The organism is Mitsuaria sp. PDC51 (assembly GCF_900113225.1).
In the GTDB taxonomy this organism is placed as follows: Bacteria; Pseudomonadota; Gammaproteobacteria; order Burkholderiales; family Burkholderiaceae_C; genus Roseateles.
In genome coordinates this window covers 1905648-1922916 of record NZ_FOZE01000002.1, presented here as the reverse complement: position 1 = coordinate 1922916, position 17269 = coordinate 1905648, and the positions used below count along the sequence as shown (strand labels likewise).

The following is a 17269-nucleotide window of genomic DNA, read 5'->3' as shown; positions in this document are numbered from 1 at the left end:
CTACACGGCTACACGGGTCCCCGGCCTCACGGCCACACGGCCCTTGCGTTGGCCCCGGCCCGCTGTGCGGGCGGCGCCCGGCTCGCGCGGGCGCTTGGGCATACTCCCCGGCCATGACTGCCGTCCTGTTCTACAAGCTGCTGGCGATCTTCATCGCCGCGGGGATGGGCTGGTTCGTCGGACACATGCGCTGGCTGGGCAAGGCCGGCGGCGAGAACGACCCCGCCCGCATCCTCTCGAACCTGGCGTTCTACCTGTTCGTCCCGGCGCTGATGTTCCGCACCACCGCGCGGGTGGAGTTCTCCGCCCTGCCCTGGCTCACCGTCGCCGCCTTCTTCGCGCCGGTGGTGCTGATGCTGGTGGCCGTCTACCTCTACGAGCGCCAGCGCCATCCCGACAGCCCCGCCGCCCCGGCGGTGCGCAGCATCACCGCCAGCTTCGGCAACACGCTGCAGGTCGGCGTGCCGCTGGTGGCCGGCGTCTTCGGCGAGAGCGGCCTGGCGGTGCACATCACCGTCGTCAGCCTGCACGCGCTGACGCTGCTCACCGTCGCCACCGTGCTGGTGGAGATGGACCTGGCGCGCCACAGCGCCGGCGGCGCCAGCCTCGGGCGCACCGTCGCCACGACGATCCGCAACACCGTCATCCATCCGGTGGTGCTGCCGGTGCTGTGCGGCTTCGCCTGGCACCTCACCGGCATCCCGCTGCCCACCGTGCTGGACGAGGTGCTGCAGATGCTGGGCAGCGCCGTGGTGCCGCTGTGCCTGGTGCTGATCGGGATGTCGCTGGCCTACTACGGCCTGCCGCGCGGCGCGATCCGCTCGCTGCTGGGCCTGGCCGCGCTCAAGCTGCTGGTGCTGCCGGCGCTGGTGCTGGGCATCGCGCACTGGGGCTTCGGCCTGTCGGGCATGCCGCTCGCCGTGATCGTCATGATGGCGGCGCTGCCGCCCGGATCGAACGCGATGATGTTCGCGCAGCGCTATCGCACGCTCGAGGCCGAGGCCTCCGGCGCCATCGTGGTGGGCACGCTGCTGTTCGCGCTCACCGCGCCGCTGTGGCTGGCGATCCCCGCCTGGCTGGACGGCGCCGGCGCGCCGTGACGAGCGGCGCCGCGGCCCGCGCGCGGCACCATCGCCGTTCCCACCGATCGTTAGGAGCCCCATGACGGCATCGCCCTCCGACCCGACGAGCACCTCCGCCCCGCGTTTCGCCTTCGTCCGCGGCGACGAGATCGCCCCGCAGGCGCTGCATGCCGCCTTCACCGTGGCCTTCTCCGATTACCTGATCGGCCCGTTCCAGATCCCGCCGGCGCAGTGGCCGATGTTCCTGGCGCGGCAGGGCGTGGACCTGGCGCTGTCGCGGGTGGCGCTCGACCCGGCGGGCGCGGCGCTGGCCTTCGCGTTCGTCGCGCCGCGGCCGCTGGCCGGGCGCTGGCGCCTGGCCACGATGGGCGCGCTGCCCGCCGCGCGCGGGACCGGCGCCGCGCCGGCCCTGCTGGACGACCTCATCGCCCGCGCCGCCGCCGCCGGGCTGCGCGCGGTGGAGCTGGAGGTCTTCGCGCAGAACGAGCGCGCGCGGCGGCTCTACGAGGGCCGGGGCTTCACCGCGCGGCATCGGCTGGACGGCTACACCGCCGAGCCCGGCATGATCGCGACGGCACCGCCGCAGGGCCGGGCCGCGCCGCATGCGGTGGAGATGCCGGTCGCGCTCGCCTGGCTGGAAGCCGCGGAGCAGCGCCTGCCCGAGCTGCCGCTGCAGGTGACCGCGGCGACGCTGCGCCATGGCGTCGACTACCACGCCTGGCAGGTCGGGGCTTCCGGCGAGGGGGAGGCGCCCGGCGGCGACGCGACCGCGCAGGTCGTCTTCAGCCTGCCCGACGAGACCGTCATGGTCCACAGCCTGGTCGCCCCGCGCGAGGCCGACGCGCGCGCGCTGGTCCAGGCGCTGGTGGCCGTGCATCCGCAGCGCCGGCTGCGCGTGCCGCAGCTGCAGCGCGACGACCTCGGCGGCGCGGCCTTGCGGGCGCTGGGGGCGGTGCCGCAGCCGCTGCACCAGCAATGGATGCTGCGCCCGCTGTGAGGCGGCTGCGGTGCCGTATCGGTGCCGCTTCCATGCCATGTCGACGCCATGTCGACACCATATCCACGCCCTATCGACGCCGCGTCGACGCGGCCTTGACGCCCGCTGGCCGCGCGGGCGCGGTACCCTCGCCCCGCCTTGATCTGCCTGAGTTCCGGCACTTGTGAGGGCCGCCCGCTTTGGATAGCGTGCGCCGCACCAACCTTGAAGGGAAGCGTCCCACCATGCGATTCATGCCCGCGGCGCCCGCCGCCATCACCCTGGCTGTCCTGACCGCGCTCGGCGGCCTTCACGCGGCCGTCGCCGCGCCGGCGGCCGCCGCCGGCACCAGCGCCGTCTCCACCGTCGGCGGCACGCTCAACGTGAAGCTGGAGAAGGTCAAGCTGCCCAACGGCTTCGAGGTGATCCTGGTCGAGGACCACCGCCTGCCGCTGGTGGCCTTCAACCTGTGGGTGCATGCGGGTCCCCGCAACGAGGCCAAGGGCCAGACCGGCTTCGCCCACCTGTTCGAGCACCTGATGTTCGCCGGCACCCGCCACATCCCGCGCGGCCAGGCCGACAAGATCATCGACGCCGCCGGCGGCACCGATTCCAACGGCACGACCGACTTCGACCGCACGAACTACTTCTTCACGTTGCCGTCCAACCAGCTCGAACTCGGCCTGTGGCTGAAGTCCGACATGCTGGGCTACATGATCGACGAGGTCGATTCGGTGTCGCTGGCCAACCAGCAGGACGTGGTCCGCAACGAGCGCCGCCAGTCGGTCGAGAACCGGCCCTACGGCATCGTCGAGGAAGCGCTGTACCAGGCGCTGTTCCCCGAGGGCCATCCCTACCGCGCCACCGTGATCGGCTCGCATGCGGACATCCAGTCGATCAAGCTGGAGGACGTGAAGGCCTTCGCCCGCAGCTACTACCGGCCCAACAACGCCACGCTGGTGCTGGCCGGCGACTTCGACCCGGCGCAGGCCAAGCGGCTGGTGCAGAAATACTTCGGCCCGCTCAAGGCCGGTGATCCGGTGCCGCCGGTCCACGTGACGCAGCCCCGGCTGACCGAGGAAAAACGCATCGAGGTGACCGACCGCATCGAACTCTCGCGCCTGGACGTGGCCTGGCACACGCCCGCCGTGTTCCAGCCGGGCGACGCGGAACTGGACATCGCCTCGCACGTGCTGGGCGGCGGCAAGTCCAGCCGCCTCTACAAGACGCTGGTCTACGACAAGCAGCTGGCGCAGTCGGTGCAGGTGCAGCAGTACTCGCTGTCGCTGGGCTCGGTGTTCTCGATCGAGGTGGTGGCGCGGCCCGGCAAGTCGCTGGACGAGATCCAGAAGATCGTCGACGACGCCGTCGCCGAGCTGGCCACCAATCCGCCCACGCCCGAGGAGATGGCCCGCGCCCGCGCCGCGATCGAGACCGGCACGCTGTCGCGGCTGGAGAAGGTCCAGGCCCTGGCCGACCAGATCAACTACTACAACCAGCAGGCCGGAGACCCGAACTACATCGGCAAGGACCTGGCCCGCTACCAGGCGATCACGCCGGCGCAGGTCCGCGACGTGGTGGCGCAGCAGCTGAAGAAGAACGCCCGCGTCGTCGTGCTGGCCACGCCGGGCGAGCAGAAGCTCGCCGCCGAGGTGCCGACGCCGCCGGCGCCCACGAAGGCCGCCCAGGGCGAGCGCGAGTCGATGAACCCCGACGTCGCCTGGCGCAAGACGCCGCCCAAGGGCGGCAAGGCCAAGGCGCCGGTGCTGCCCGAGGGCCGGCGCCTGACGCTGGCCAACGGCCTGACGCTGATCCACATCCCCAACCCGGGACTGCCGCTGGTGAGCGCGACGCTGGTCGTGCGCGCGGGCCAGACCGCCAATCCGGCGGACCGGCCGGGCCTGTCGAGCTTCACCGCCGGCATGCTGCAGCAGGGCACGCAGACGCGCACCGCGCAGCAGATCGCCGACGAGGCCGCCGCACTGGGCGCCGCGATCAGCAGCGGCGCCGGCCGCGACGAGGCCCGCATCGAAGCCAGCAGCCTCAAGCGCAATTTCCCGCAGACGCTGGCGCTGATGGCGGACGTGGCGCTGCATCCGGCGTTCGATGCGGCCGAGATCGCGCGCATGCAGAACCAGCGCCTGGCCGCGCTGCAGCAGCAGCGCGAGCAGCCGCCGGCCGTGGCCGCGATCGTCGCCAACCGGGTGGTCTACGGCGAGGACCATCCGCTGGCGAAGGCCTCGCTGGGCGATGAAACGGCGATCAAGGCCACCGACGCGGCCGCGCTGCGCCAGTTCTGGTCCACCCACTACCGGCCGGACCAGGCCGCGCTGGTGGTGGCGGGCGACATCTCGGCCGACGAGCTCAAGGCGCTGGCCGATCGCCTGTTCGGCGGCTGGGCGCGTCCGGCGACCGCGGCGGCGACGGTGAACACCGCCGCGCCGCAGCCGGTGGCCGCGCGTGTCGTGCTGGTCGACAAGCCGGGCGCGCCGCAGACGGCGCTGAGCGTTGTGGCTCCGGGTCCGAAGGCCGGCACGCCCGACGCCGAGGACATCAAGGTCATGAACGCCGCGATGGGCGGCCTCTTCACCTCGCGGATCAACACGCAGCTGCGCGAGGTCAAGGGCTACACCTACGGCATCTATTCGGCCTACACGATGAACCGCGACAGCGGCATGTTCGGCATCCGCGGCAGCGTCCGCACCGACGTGACCGGTCCGGCGCTGAGCGACATGTTCAAGGAGATCGAGGGCATGCGCGCCAAGCCGATGGGCGCCGAGGAACTGAACCGGGTGCGCAACGCGCAGCTGCTGGCGCTGCCGGGCCTGTTCGACACCAACCGCGTCGTGGCGTCGAGCTACGCCAGCGAGTGGGCGGTCGGCATGCCGGCGGACAGCATCACCGCGCTGCCCCGCAAGTTCGCCGCGGTCACCGCGAACAGCGCCTACCAGGCGACCAGGACCCACGTCGACCCGGCGGCGCTGATCGTCGTGGCCGTCGGCGACAAGGCCAAGGTGCTGCCGCAGCTGGAGGCGCTGGGCCGCAAGCCGCTGGAGATCCGCGATCCGCAGGGCGCGCCGGTCGGCGTGACCGCGCCGTCGATGCCGTCCTCCGCCGCGAAGCCCTGACCGGGCTTCGGCAACGCCCTCTTCCCCTCGCGGGAAGAGGGGATGAAGCTTCGCGAAGGCTAGGCTGGCCGCTTGCGATGGCCCCAGGGCGGCGGAGACCGCGGGGCATCGGTCAGAATCCCCGTCCATGACCGACCTCACCGCCTACATGACCGGCGTCGGCGAGGCGGCCCGCGCGGCCGCGACGCTGATGGCCGCCGCGCCGACCGCCGCGAAGAACATCGCCCTGCTGGCGCTGGCCCGCCGCCTGCGCGAGGCCGGCCCGGCCCTGGCCGCCGCGAACGAGCGCGACCTGTCCGCCGCCGTCGAGGCCGGCCTGGACGCGCCGATGGTCGACCGCCTGCGCCTGACCCCGAAAGTGCTTGCCACCGTCGCCGAGGGCTGCGAGCAGATCGCCGCGATGCCCGATCCGATCGGCGAGATCACCGGCGTGAAGCGTCGCCCCACCGGCATCAGCGTCGGCCAGATGCGCGTGCCGCTGGGCGTCTTCGGCATGATCTACGAGAGCCGCCCGAACGTGACCATCGAGGCCGCGTCGCTCGCCATCAAGAGCGGCAACGCCTGCATTCTGCGCGGCGGCTCCGAGGCGTTGCACAGCAACCTGGCGCTGGCGGCGCTGGTGGCCGACAGCCTCGAGGAAGCCGGCCTGCCGCGCACCGCCGTGCAACTGGTCAACACCACCGACCGCGCCGCGGTCGGGCTGCTGATCGCGATGCCGGCCTTCGTCGACGTGATCATTCCGCGCGGCGGCAAGGGCCTGATCGAGCGCATCAGCCGCGAGGCCCGCGTGCCGGTGATCAAGCACCTGGACGGCAACTGCCACAGCTACGTCGACGCCGAGGTCGACCTGGACCTGGCGGTGACCGTCGTCGACAACGCCAAGACGCAGAAGTACAGCCCCTGCAACGCGACCGAGTCGCTGCTGGTCCATGCGAAGCAGGCCGCCGACTTCCTGCCGCGCATCGGCATGGTGTTCGCGGCCAAGGGCGTGGAGATGCGCGGCTGCGAGCGCGCGCTGGCGCTGCTGGAAGCGGTGCCGCGCGACCTCCTCAAGCCCGCCACGCCGCAGGACTGGGACACCGAATACCTGGCGCCGGTCATCAGCATCAAGATCGTCGACTCGCTGGACGAGGCCATCGCGCACATCAACCGCCATGGCTCGCATCACACCGATGCGATCCTCACCACCAACCACCTCAGCGCGATGCGCTTCCTGCGCGAGGTCGACTCGGCCAGCGTGATGGTCAACGCCAGCACGCGCTTCGCCGACGGCTTCGAGTACGGCCTGGGCGCCGAGATCGGCATCTCCACCGACAAGTTCCACGCCCGCGGCCCGGTGGGCCTGGAAGGCCTGACCTCGATGAAGTGGGTGGTGCTGGGCCAGGGCGAGATCAGGACCTGACGCGATCCCGCCCGCCCGGCCGCCCGACGGCGCGCAGCCTCAGGGCAGGTTCGGAACGTTGGCGTCCTTGGGCGCGCTGACCTTGTAGACCGCCTGGAAGCGCTGCGTCTGGTTCGGCGCCAGCGGCAGCTCCCACATCTGGATCCCGCGCTGGTCGCGCCAGTCGGCCTTGGTCACCGGCGGCGTGAACTGCGTCTGCACGCGGATGTCTTCGTGCTCGGACACCGGCGCCGGCTCCAGCACCTGCAGCGTGACCTGCTTGCCGCGCAGGTTCTCGACCTGCCATTGGCGCGTCACCACGACTTCGCGGCGCCCGCCGATGAAGCCGCCGTTCGCGCCATCGCGCTTGTCGGGCTCCACGCGCACGCGCAGCCGGTCGTCGAGGCCGAAGGGCAGCGTCCACGTGGTCTCGCCGCCGAACTGCAGCGGCACCTGACCGATCAGCGCGTTGTCGCGGAACAACTGCACCGGCCCCGCGGGCCACGAGCCCTGCGGGCGCGGCAGCTCGGCGACGAGGTAGGCCGCCGCCTCGGTCCGCGGCTGCACGCGGGCGAGCACCCGGGCCTGCTCGGCCGTGCGGCCCAGGCTGACCGTCGACATCGCGCCGTCCGCGCGCAGCGTCACGCGCTGCGGCAGGTCGTATTCGGCGCCGAACTCCCCTTCGAAGACGCTCGGATCGAAGCGGATCGTCTCCGCGACGCGCGAGCCGGTCACCTCGACGGAACGCAGATCCGCAGCCGGCGCCGGTGCGGCCATCGCCACCGGTGCGATCGCCATCCGGGAACGGGTCATCTTCTCGAAGATTTCCTGCTGGACCGCCAGCGTCCACGGCACCAGCGGCTCGAGCGCGACGGCGTCGCGCGGCCGCACCGTCGAGAGCTTGAGCTTCACATCGGTCCAGTCCTCGCCGCTGGTCTGCGCGATCTGCGCCAGGCGCTCGATCGCCAGCGCGCCGGTCGCGGTGTCCAGGCGCGCGCGATATTGCGGCTGCCAGCCCGCGCCCGCGACGCGATAGGAGAGCCCGACATCGGCCGCCTCGGCCGTCGACAGCCGCAGCGTCACCACCGACACCTGGGCCGATGCCGTCGGCGCCACGGCCTTCGCCGCCGCCAGGTCGTTGCCGAGATCGGTCAGCCGGTCCTTCAGCGTCTGACGCCGCGCGGTCAGCTCCTGTCCGTTGCGGCGCAGCGTGTCCAGGCTGGCGCCGAGCGCGGCGCCAGGCCGCGCCTCGCGATCGGAGAGGCCCTTCAGGTAGCCGAGCGCCAGGTCGACGCCGGCGATCTCCGCTTCCACGGCGGCGCGCTGCTGCTCGATGTCGCGCACCCGCGGATCGCGCTGGCGGCATTCCGGCAGGGAGTCGCGCGGGGCGCGCTCGATCTTGAGCTCGCCGAGGTTCACGCCCGGCGGCGCCTGGACTTGCAGCGCGTCGCGCTCCAGGCTGGCGGGCAGACAGGCGAAGCGCGCCTGGACCGCGCCAGCCGGCACGCGCAGCGCGCGATCGACCTGCGCGCCACCCGGGTACAGCAGGACCTGCGAAATGGTGGACACCCCCGCGGAACCGGCGGCCGCGCGGGCCTCGCCGAGGGCCAGCGGGCCGGCCGCCAGCGCCGCCAACGCGGCGCCCGCGACGGCGCGCGTCGTGAACAGTCGTTGCATTGCTTTTCCTCCTTGGGCCGGCCACGCTATCACGGTGCTGGCACACTTCCGGCCTGCCGTTTTCCTTGTCAACCGCTGGTCCGCCATGTCCGACGCCGCCCCCGCCCCGATCCCCGCCGTCCACGCCTCGCGCCGCAAGGCGCTGGTGCTGTTCTCCGGCGGCCAGGACTCCACCGCCTGCCTGGCCTGGGCGCTGGACCGCTTCGCCGAGGTCGAGACCCTGGGCTTCGACTACGGCCAGCGCCATCGCATCGAGTTGGACTGCCGCCGGACCGTGCGCGCCGAGATCGCCGCGCAGTTCCCGCACTGGGCGCCCAAGCTGGGCGAGGACCACCTGCTCGACCTCGGCCTGCTGGGCCAGATCTCCGACACCGCGCTGACCCAGGAGCGCGAGATCGAGTTGCAGGCCAACGGCCTGCCCAACACCTTCGTACCGGGCCGCAACCTGCTCTTCCTGACCTTCGCCGCGACGCTGGCCTACCGGCGGGGCGCGTCGGTGCTGGTCGGCGGCATGTGCGAGACCGATTTCTCCGGCTACCCCGACTGCCGCGACAACACGCTCAAGGCGCTGCAGGTCGCGCTGTCGCTGGGCCTGGACACGCCGATGACGCTGGACACGCCGCTGATGTTCCTGACCAAGGCGCAGACCTGGGCGATGACGGAGGCACTGGGCGGCACGGCGCTCAACGACCTGATCGTCGAGCACACGCACACCTGCTACCTCGGCGAGCGCACCACCCGCCATGCCTGGGGCTGGGGCTGCGGCCACTGCCCGGCCTGCGAGTTGCGCGCCCGGGGCTGGGACGAGTTCCAGCGCGCCCGCTCCGGCGGCGCGGCGGTCTCGCCCTGAGCGCGGCGGACGCGATGCAGTGGCATTGGAACTGGGGGCTGTGGGCGCTGGCGGCGGTGCTGGTGTTCTGGAGCATCGGCGCCTACAACCGCGTGATGCTGCTGCGCAATGAGATCGCCAGGGCCTTCGCGCAGCTGGACGACGCCTTGACCCGGCGCTTCGCGCAGGGCGACCTGCTGCTGGAGCGGCTGCGCGAGCGCCTGCCCAGCGAGCAGGCCAGCCTGGACGCGCTGGCCGCGGCGCAGGTGGAGGCGCGCGCCGCGACGCAGGCGGTGCGCGTCAGGCCGCATGCGGCCGATCCGGTGGCGACGCTGGCGGTGGCCGCGGCGGTGCATGGCGCGGCGCTGACGCGGCTGGTGTCGCTGGTGGAGCATCACGCCGAACTCAGCATCGAGCCCGACCTGGCCGGCGCCGTCGACGAGCTCAAGATGATCGAGCGCCAGCGCGCGTTCTCGCGCCAGGTGTTCAACCAGGCGGTCGAGGCCTACAACGCCGCGATCCGCCAGTTCCCCACCCGCGTGCTGATGAGCTTCGTCGGCTTCAGCGAGGCGCGCAGCCTCTGAGCCGCTGAGCACCTGCGGCGCCTCAGCCCTTCTGCTTCATCAGCGCCAGGAACTCCGCCCGCAGCGTCGCGTCCTTCAGGAAGGAGCCGCGCATGACGCTGTTGGTCATCGTCGAGTCCATGTCCTTGACGCCGCGCCAGTGCATGCAGAAGTGGTCGGCGTCCATCACGATCGCCAGGCCGTCGGGCTGGACGCGCTCCTGCAGCTCGTTGGCCAGCATCACGACGGCCTCTTCCTGGATCTGCGGGCGGCTCATGATCCATTCGGTCAGGCGCACGTACTTGGACAGGCCGATCAGGTTGGAATGCTCGCTGGGCAGCAGGCCGATCCAGACCTTGCCGATGATCGGGCACAGGTGGTGCGAGCAGGCGCTGCGCACCGTGATCGGGCCGACGATCATCAGCTCGTTCAGGCGCTCGGCGTTGGGGAACTCGGTCACCGGCGGCGGCGGCGCGTAGCGGCCGGCGAAGACCTCCTTCAGGAACATCTTGGCCACCCGCTTGGCGGTCTCCTGGGTGTTGTGGTCGCTGTCGGTATCGATGACCAGCGCCTCCAGCACGCCCTGCATGCGCGCCTGCACCTCGGCCTGCAGCTGGTCGAGCTCGCCCGCCTCGATGAATTCGGCGATGTTGTCGTTGGCGTGGTGGCGCCGCCCGGCCTGGACCAGCCGGTAGCGGATGCGCTCCGAGGCCGGCAGCGCGGCCAGGTCCTCGGGGCTCAGGATCGGGGTGCTCGTCATGAAGCCTGCGTTCTCATGGGGGACCGGCGATTGTCGCGGCTTCCGCCCGGGATTGCGAAAGCCGGGGCTTGGCCTTGCGCGGGGCCCGGTCGGGACGGGCCCACTAAACTCGCGCGGTGTCTTCCGTCCCCTCCCCCAAGAACGCCGCCAGCGGCGGCGCGCCCCCGCTGCACCGGCTGCTGGCCAATGCCTCCGACGCGGTCCAGGCCGTGCGCGACGGCCACTCGCTGACCGACTGGCTGTCGCGCTGCCCTGCCGAGATCCGACCCGGCGTGCAGGCGCTGAGCTTCACCGTGCTGCGACGTCTGGGCGCCGCGCAGGCGGTGCGCGCGGCGATCGCGCCCAAGAATCCGCCGCCGCGCGTCGACGCGCTGCTGCTGACCGCGCTGGCGCTGCTCTGGCCCGGCGAATCGGCCTACGCCGAGCACACGCTGGTCGACCAGGCCGTCCATGCGGTCCGCCAGCGCGCGCCCAACAGCGCCGGCTTCGTGAACGCGGTGCTGCGCCGTTTCCTGCGCGAGCGCGAGGCGCTGGTCGCCGCCGCCCAGGCCGATCCGGTCGCCCGCTTCAACCATCCGCGCTGGTGGCAGGACCGGCTGCGCACGGACTGGCCCGCCGCCTGGGAAGGCCTGCTCCAGGCCAACCAGCAGAAGCCGCCGATGACGCTGCGCGTCAACCCGGCCCACGACGACCTCGACGGCTACCTCGCCCGGCTGGGCGAGGCCGGCATCGCCGCCCATCCGGCCGGCGCGCTGTTCCCGCAGGCGGTGGTGCTCGACGAGCCGCGTCCGGTCCAGGCCCTGCCCGGCTTCGACGACGGGCATGCGTCGGTGCAGGACGCCTCGGCGCAGCTCGCCGCGCCGCTGCTGCTCGGCCAGCGCCCGCCTCAAGACCTGGCCCCCGGCGAGGACTGGCCGGTGCTCGGCGCCGGCGCGCGGGTGCTGGACGCCTGCGCGGCGCCCGGCGGCAAGACCGCCCATCTGCAGGAACTGGCCGGCAACGGCCTCGATCTGCTGGCGCTGGACGCCGACGCCAAGCGGCTGGAGCGGGTCCGCCAGAACCTGCAGCGGCTGCGGCTGGAGGGCGCGGTGCGCGCCGCCGATGCCCGCGACACCGCCGCCTGGTGGGACGGTCGCGCCTTCGACGCGATCCTGCTGGACGCGCCCTGCAGCGCCTCCGGCATCGTGCGCCGCCATCCCGACGTGCGCTGGCTGCGCCGCCCCGACGACATCCCGGCGCTGGCGCGGATCCAGTCCGAGCTGCTGGAGGCGCTGTGGCCGCTGCTCAAGCCGGGCGGCCGGCTGCTCTACGCGACCTGCTCGGTCTTCCGGTCCGAGGGCCAGGACCAGATCGACGCGTTTTTGCAACGCCATGGCGATGCGCGGTCGCGTCAGTTCGACCAGGGGGCCGGGCATCTGCTGCCGCTCGCGGACAATGCCCGCCAGGACCTCGCGCCCGGCGCGGCGGCCGTCACCGACGGCTTCTATTACGCGCTGTTGCACAAGGCCTGATCCCCGAACTCCTCGTCGAATCCCGTCCGCGTGTCCCCGCCGTCCCGTTCCGTTCCGCTGCGTGCCTGGTGGCAGCGCCTGACCCTGGTCGGCGCGCTGCTGGTGCTGCACGGCTGGGCGCTGGCGCAAGGCGTGGCGCTGCAGCTGCTCAACGCGGAGCGCGCCGAGGACGGCCTGGCGGTCAGCTTCAGCACGCGTTTCGAGCTGCCCCGGCAGGCCGAGGACGCGCTGCTCAAGGGCGTGGCGATCTACTTCGTCGCCGAGGTCCAGGTGCTGCGCAGCCGCTGGTACTGGCGCGATGCCCGGGTCGCCCAGGCCAACCGCACCTGGCGCCTGACCTGGCAGCCGCTGACCCGCCAGTACCGCGTCAGCACCGGCGGCCTGCATCAGAGCTTCGACACCCTGGGCGAGGCGATCGCCTCGCTGCGCGGTGTCTCCGGCTGGCGCGTCGCGGACGCCAAGGAGATCGAGGACGACGGCCGCTATTACCTGGAGTTCAGCTACAAGCTGGACACCGCGCAGCTGCCCAGACCGCTGCAGATCGGCCTGGGCGGTAGCCAGGGCTGGACGCTGGGCGTCGACCGCACGCTGACGCTCACGCTCGAGGCGCCGGCCGCGCCGCCGCCCAACAAGCCGCAGCCCTGACCGCGCGTCGCCCCATCCGTTCCCGCCTCTCGTGACTCAGCAAGGATCCTGACCCGTGACCAAGTCGGCACGCCTGGCGTGGTTGATCTCCGTGGCCGCGATCGCGGGCGCCTGCGGCATGCTGGCCTTCCTGCTGTCCATCAGCACCACCGCGCAGCGCGGCTTCCTGGAGCGCCATTTCGTCTGGCTGTTCTGGGTGAACGTGGCGGTCGCCACCGCGCTGCTCATCGTGATCGGCGCCGCCGGCACGCGGCTGGCGCTGCGCGTCAAGCGCGGCCGCTTCGGCAGCCGGCTGCTGCTGAAGCTGGCCGGCATCTTCGCGATCGTCGGGGTCGTGCCGGGGCTGCTGATCTACACGGTGTCCTACCAGTTCGTGAACCGCAGCATCGAGAGCCTGTTCGACCAGCGCCTGGCCAGTGCGCTGGAAGCCGGCCTCGCGCTGGGCCAGGACACGCTGGAGAACCTGCGCACCGAACAGAACGCCCGCACCCGCGCCGCGGCCGAGCGCTGGGAGGACGGCGCGCTGGCGCCGCTGGCGCTGGAGCGGCTGCGCGACCAGATGAACGCGCGCAGCGTCGCGCTGATCGCCGGGAACGGGCAGGTCGTGCTGTCCGCCGGCGGGGAGTCGAGCGAAATCCCCGAGCGCCCCAGCAGCACGCTGCTGGCGCAGGCGCGCAACAACGGCGTCGCTTCGCGCCTGGAGGGCCTGGAGGACGAGCAGCAGGCGGTGCTGGGCGAAGCCCGCATCCGCTCGCTGGCGCTGCTGCCCAGCAGCGCGCTGCAGCTGACCAACAGCGACCGCTACCTGATGGTCGTCAAGCAGATCTCCGGCAAGGTCATCAGCAACGCGCTGAACGTGTCGGCCGCCAACCAGGAGTACCTGCAGCGCTCGCTGCTGCGCGACGGCCTGCGGCGCATGTACCTGGGCACGCTGACGCTGGTGCTGATCCTGGCGGTGTTCGCGGCGCTGCTGCTGGCGGTGGCGCTGTCCAACCAGCTGGTGCAGCCGCTGCTGCTGCTGGCCGAGGGCATGCGCGAGGTCGCGACCGGCGACCTGAAGGCCAAGCCGGTGTTCCGCTCGCGCGACGAACTCGGCGGGCTGACGCGGTCCTTCGCCGACATGACCCAGCAGCTGGCCGACGCGCGGGCCCAGGTGGAGCTCAGCGTGACGCAGCTGGAAAGCGCGCGCACCCATGTGCAGACCATCCTGGACAACCTGACCGCCGGCGTCATCGTGTTCGACCGCGACCGCCGCATCGAGACGGTCAATCCCGGCGCGACCCGCATCCTGAAACTGCCGTTGTCGGCCTACGTCGGCCGGCCGCTCGAGGACCTGCCGGCGCTGGCGGCCTTCGGCAAGGACATCTGGCAGCGCTTCGAGCTGCAGAGTCCGGAATCCGGCGAGCGCGAGCACTGGCAGGACTCCTTCGAGCTGCAGCTGGACGAGAAGACCGCGCTGACCCTGCTGGTGCGTGGCGCGCTGCTGCCGCAGGAGGCGCGGCTGCTGGTCTTCGACGACATCAGCGAGGTGGTGTCGGCGCAGCGCTCCGCGGCCTGGAGCGAGGTCGCGCGCCGGCTCGCCCACGAGATCAAGAACCCGCTGACGCCGATCCAGCTGTCGGCCGAGCGGCTGCAGTTCAAGCTGGAGTCCAAGCTCGAGGGCACCGACCAGGCGATGCTGGTGCGTTCCGTCGGCACGATCGTGAACCAGGTGCAGGCGATGAAGCAGCTGGTCAATGAGTTCCGCGACTACGCCCGCCTGCCGGCCGCCAAGCTGGCGCCGCTGGACCTGAACGCGCTGGTGGCCGAGGTGCTGACGCTGTACGCCGAGGCGCAGGAATCCGGCCATCTGGGCGCGGACCTGGCGTCCGATCCACCGGCGATCCTGGGCGACGCGCCGCAGCTGCGGCAGGTCATCCACAACCTCGTGCAGAACGCGCTGGACGCGGTCAGCGAGCGCCCCGACGGCCGGGTGACCGTGCGCACGCAGAAGGCGATGAACGAGGCCGGCGAGCTGCGGGCGCTCCGGCTGGTCGTCACCGACAACGGCCACGGCTTCGCGGAGAACGTGCTGAAGCGGGCCTTCGAGCCTTACGTCACGACCAAGACCAAGGGGACCGGCCTGGGGCTGGCGGTGGTGAAGAAAATCGCGGATGAGCATGGCGCGCGCATCCGGCTGGTGAATCTCCCAGCCGCCAGCGGCGCCGATCTGCCGCCGAGCGGCGCACAAGTTTCGTTATCATTTTCAAAACTCGCGACTGCACCGAGCCCTGCGCAGGACGCGCCTCGGCCCGCGTGAACAGTAGGCATACATGGCAACCATTCTTGTTGTTGACGACGAATTGGGCATCCGCGCCCTCTTGTCTGAAATCCTCTCGGACGAGGGGCACACGATCGAGCTCGCGGAGAACGCCCAGCAGGCGCGCGCCGCCCGCGAGCGCTCGCGGCCCGACCTGGTGCTGCTGGACATCTGGATGCCTGACGTCGATGGCGTGACGCTGCTGAAGGAATGGGGCAGCTCCGGCCAGCTGACGATGCCGGTGATCATGATGAGCGGCCACGGCACGATCGACACGGCGGTCGAGGCGACCAAGTTCGGCGCGATGGCCTTCCTGGAAAAGCCGATCACGCTGCAGAAGCTGCTGCGCGCGGTGGAGCAGGCGCTGGTGAAGACCACGCCGCGCCCGGCCCCGCCGGCGGCGCCGGTGGTGGGTGTGGGCCTCAACATCGGCAACAGCTACCCCCGCCCCGAGGTGCTGCCCGCGATGACGGCCGGCACGCTGCCGATGCCCTCGGCCGGCCTGGCGCCGGTGGCGCCCCTGCCGCACCAGGGCCTGGCCTCCGAGCAGGTGTTCGAGCTGGACCGACCGCTGCGCGAGGCGCGCGACGCGTTCGAGAAGAGCTACTTCGAGTTCCACCTGGCCAAGGAGAATGGCTCGATGACCCGCGTGGCCGAGAAGACGGGGCTGGAACGGACCCACCTGTACCGCAAGCTGAAGCAGCTCGGCGTCGATCTTTCAAGAAACAAGCGGGGCAGCGGAATTTAGTGCTATAGTCGCGGTCTTCGTTGTTCAGCACGAGTCGCAAGACCCGGAACAACGGAGACAGAGACCCAGTCTCATGGCCAAGTAGCTCAGTTGGTAGAGCAGCGGATTGAAAATCCGCGTGTCGGTGGTTCGATTCCGCCCTTGGCCACCAGATTCAAGAAAGCCCGGCTCCGCCGGGCTTTCTGCTTTCTGCGGCTACAACGACGCTCATCACCACACGCCGAACCAGCGCCGCACACGCGGCTGGGCTCACCGCGTGATGATGTCCCGATGCATTGGCGCGAGCAGCGCCAGCAGGCGGTTCTGAACGGCAAACGGCACCCGCTGCGCGTCCATCGCCAATTGCAGGTCTTCGACCAACGCATTGAAGTCGGCCTTGTCCAGGGCGAGGTGGGCATGCGACTTCGCCATCGTCTCGCCGTCGTAGACGCATGGGCCGCCGCTGAGCTGGCAGAACTGCTTGCGGATCGATTCCTTCAGCGCTTTCGGGTTGACGCCATCGAACTTGCGCTTGATGCGCTCATCCGCATAGGCGCGATCGATCATGCCGTCGACGATGTGGGCGATGCCCTCCTCGCCGCCCAGCGCGCGATACAGCCCGTCATCCGCCGCGCCGGCGATCGACGCGGCGCCCACGCCCATCAGCAGCGCCAGCGCGCCTGCCCTCCACAGCCTTCGAGCGGATCGCATCGTGCAGACCTCCTGGTCGAGTCGTCGGAGCGCGGCGAGGCCGCGGTCAGTAGGCGAATTGGATCGAACCGTAGACGCCGCGCTGACGACGCGGCTGGATCCCCGGCACGATGCTGCCGAGGTCCACATAGGCGGCCGTCAGCGACACATGCTTGTTGGGCGCCCAGGCGACGAACACATCCTTCCAGTCGTCCTCTCGCAGCGCGTCGCCCAGGATCGATGAATTGAGCTTGTCGGGCTTCACGCGGTACTCGACGCCCACCGCCCACTGCTTATTCAGCAGGTAGGCGATCGACACCTCCGGCACCAGCGAATAACTGCCGCTCGCCGTCCCGCCGAAGCCCAGCAGGCCGTTCTGATTGGCGCGCGTCGCACGCAGCGTCAGGTTCACCAGCGTGCTTTGCGCCAGGAACAGCTTGGTCGCGCTCAGATAGATGTCCACGCCCTGACGCTTCGCGCCGAGCGCGCTCAGCGTCGGCGCCAGGCCACCCGCGTCGAGGTGCTTGTACTCGACGCCCAGCGCGAGCTGCGGCATCCAGGTGTCGGCATCGAGCACCGCATCGCCACCCAGTCGCACCTTCGCGCCGAGGATCGTCTGCTTGAGCCGGAGCCCGGGTAACCCCAGCGCTGCGCCCGTGGCGCCAGCGCTCAAGTCCTGCCTGGCGATCGACAGCTCGGCGCGCTCGCCAGAAGCCACGGCGGCGCCGTAGCCGGTGAAGCCGTAGTCCTGCACCGGCAAGCGCGTGAGGTACGCGGTCGCACCGATCTGGCCCGCCGTCGCGTAGCTGCCGGTCAATGCCCATGGCGACAAACCGCCACCAGCCGCGCCATCGATGCTGCTCACCCCGCCGGTCAACAGCAGCTTGCCTTGCGCCTGTGCGGCGCAGGCCAGCGGCGCGGCCATCAACAACGGCGCGATCAATCGCAGCAGCAGGTGGTCCATGAGCAGAGACGGGGAGGATGCCGAAGACGTCGCGCTG

The 17269-nt window shown here is 71.3% G+C and carries 14 protein-coding genes and 1 tRNA gene; 11 read left to right on the top strand and 4 right to left on the bottom strand.

Annotation, left to right across the window (positions count from 1 at the left end; genetic code table 11):
- Window positions 1-113 precede the first annotated feature (113 nt).
- The 4 genes from BM393_RS19825 to BM393_RS19810 all read left to right on the top strand — a co-directional run bounded on the left by BM393_RS19825 (window position 114) and on the right by BM393_RS19810 (window position 6588).
- Entirely contained in the window at window positions 114-1100 is a 987-nt protein-coding gene (locus tag BM393_RS19825; protein WP_091730857.1) for an AEC family transporter, read from the top strand.
- Between the two features lie 61 nt (window positions 1101-1161).
- Entirely contained in the window at window positions 1162-2079 is a 918-nt protein-coding gene (locus tag BM393_RS19820) for an N-acetyltransferase (protein ID WP_091730853.1), read from the top strand.
- A gap of 224 nt (window positions 2080-2303) precedes the next feature.
- A complete protein-coding gene (locus tag BM393_RS19815; RefSeq protein WP_254783505.1) occupies window positions 2304-5186 on the top strand; it encodes a pitrilysin family protein in 2883 nt (960 codons plus the stop codon).
- 127 nt (window positions 5187-5313) lie between these two features.
- Window positions 5314-6588 carry a glutamate-5-semialdehyde dehydrogenase gene (locus tag BM393_RS19810; protein ID WP_091730849.1) on the top strand — a complete coding sequence of 425 codons (1275 nt, stop codon included), beginning with the start codon at window positions 5314-5316 and terminating at the stop codon, window positions 6586-6588.
- A 39-nt stretch (window positions 6589-6627) separates the two neighbouring features.
- On the opposite strand, the gene BM393_RS19805 is transcribed toward BM393_RS19810, so the two are convergent.
- A complete protein-coding gene (locus tag BM393_RS19805; protein ID WP_175538425.1) occupies window positions 6628-8244 on the bottom strand; it encodes a DUF4139 domain-containing protein in 1617 nt (538 codons plus the stop codon).
- Between the two features lie 85 nt (window positions 8245-8329).
- Between BM393_RS19805 and queC the strand changes: the two genes are divergently transcribed.
- Complete coding sequence (gene queC, locus BM393_RS19800) at window positions 8330-9094, top strand: 7-cyano-7-deazaguanine synthase QueC (protein ID WP_091730841.1); 765 nt, start codon at window positions 8330-8332, stop codon at window positions 9092-9094.
- Between the two features lie 14 nt (window positions 9095-9108).
- Window positions 9109-9657, top strand: coding sequence for a LemA family protein (locus tag BM393_RS19795; protein ID WP_091730837.1), 549 nt, complete (start codon window positions 9109-9111; stop codon window positions 9655-9657).
- 22 nt (window positions 9658-9679) lie between these two features.
- Here BM393_RS19795 and folE read toward each other — a convergent pair whose 3' ends face one another.
- Window positions 9680-10396, bottom strand: coding sequence for a GTP cyclohydrolase I (gene folE, locus BM393_RS19790; protein ID WP_091730833.1), 717 nt, complete (start codon window positions 10394-10396; stop codon window positions 9680-9682).
- Between the two features lie 116 nt (window positions 10397-10512).
- On the opposite strand from folE, the gene rsmB reads away from it, so the two are divergent.
- The 5 genes from rsmB (at window position 10513) to BM393_RS19765 (ending at window position 15750) form a co-directional block, all read left to right on the top strand.
- Window positions 10513-11907 (top strand): 16S rRNA (cytosine(967)-C(5))-methyltransferase RsmB, encoded by a 1395-nt coding sequence (rsmB, locus tag BM393_RS19785; RefSeq protein ID WP_091730829.1) that lies wholly within the window; start codon window positions 10513-10515, stop codon window positions 11905-11907.
- A 30-nt stretch (window positions 11908-11937) separates the two neighbouring features.
- On the top strand, window positions 11938-12552 hold the full coding sequence (locus tag BM393_RS19780) for a DUF4390 domain-containing protein (RefSeq protein WP_091730826.1): 615 nt from the start codon (window positions 11938-11940) through the stop codon (window positions 12550-12552).
- Window positions 12553-12607: 55 nt separating this feature from the next.
- A complete protein-coding gene (locus BM393_RS19775; protein WP_091730822.1) occupies window positions 12608-14851 on the top strand; it encodes an ATP-binding protein in 2244 nt (747 codons plus the stop codon).
- Window positions 14852-14864: 13 nt separating this feature from the next.
- Window positions 14865-15599 (top strand): response regulator, encoded by a 735-nt coding sequence (locus BM393_RS19770; protein ID WP_091730817.1) that lies wholly within the window; start codon window positions 14865-14867, stop codon window positions 15597-15599.
- A 75-nt stretch (window positions 15600-15674) separates the two neighbouring features.
- A tRNA-Phe gene (locus tag BM393_RS19765) sits at window positions 15675-15750 on the top strand.
- Window positions 15751-15848: 98 nt separating this feature from the next.
- Here BM393_RS19765 and BM393_RS19760 read toward each other — a convergent pair.
- On the bottom strand, window positions 15849-16289 hold the full coding sequence (locus BM393_RS19760) for a group 1 truncated hemoglobin (protein WP_091730814.1): 441 nt from the start codon (window positions 16287-16289) through the stop codon (window positions 15849-15851).
- A 46-nt stretch (window positions 16290-16335) separates the two neighbouring features.
- Complete coding sequence (locus tag BM393_RS19755) at window positions 16336-17232, bottom strand: DUF3034 family protein (RefSeq protein WP_091730809.1); 897 nt, start codon at window positions 17230-17232, stop codon at window positions 16336-16338.
- Window positions 17233-17269: the final 37 nt, after the last annotated feature.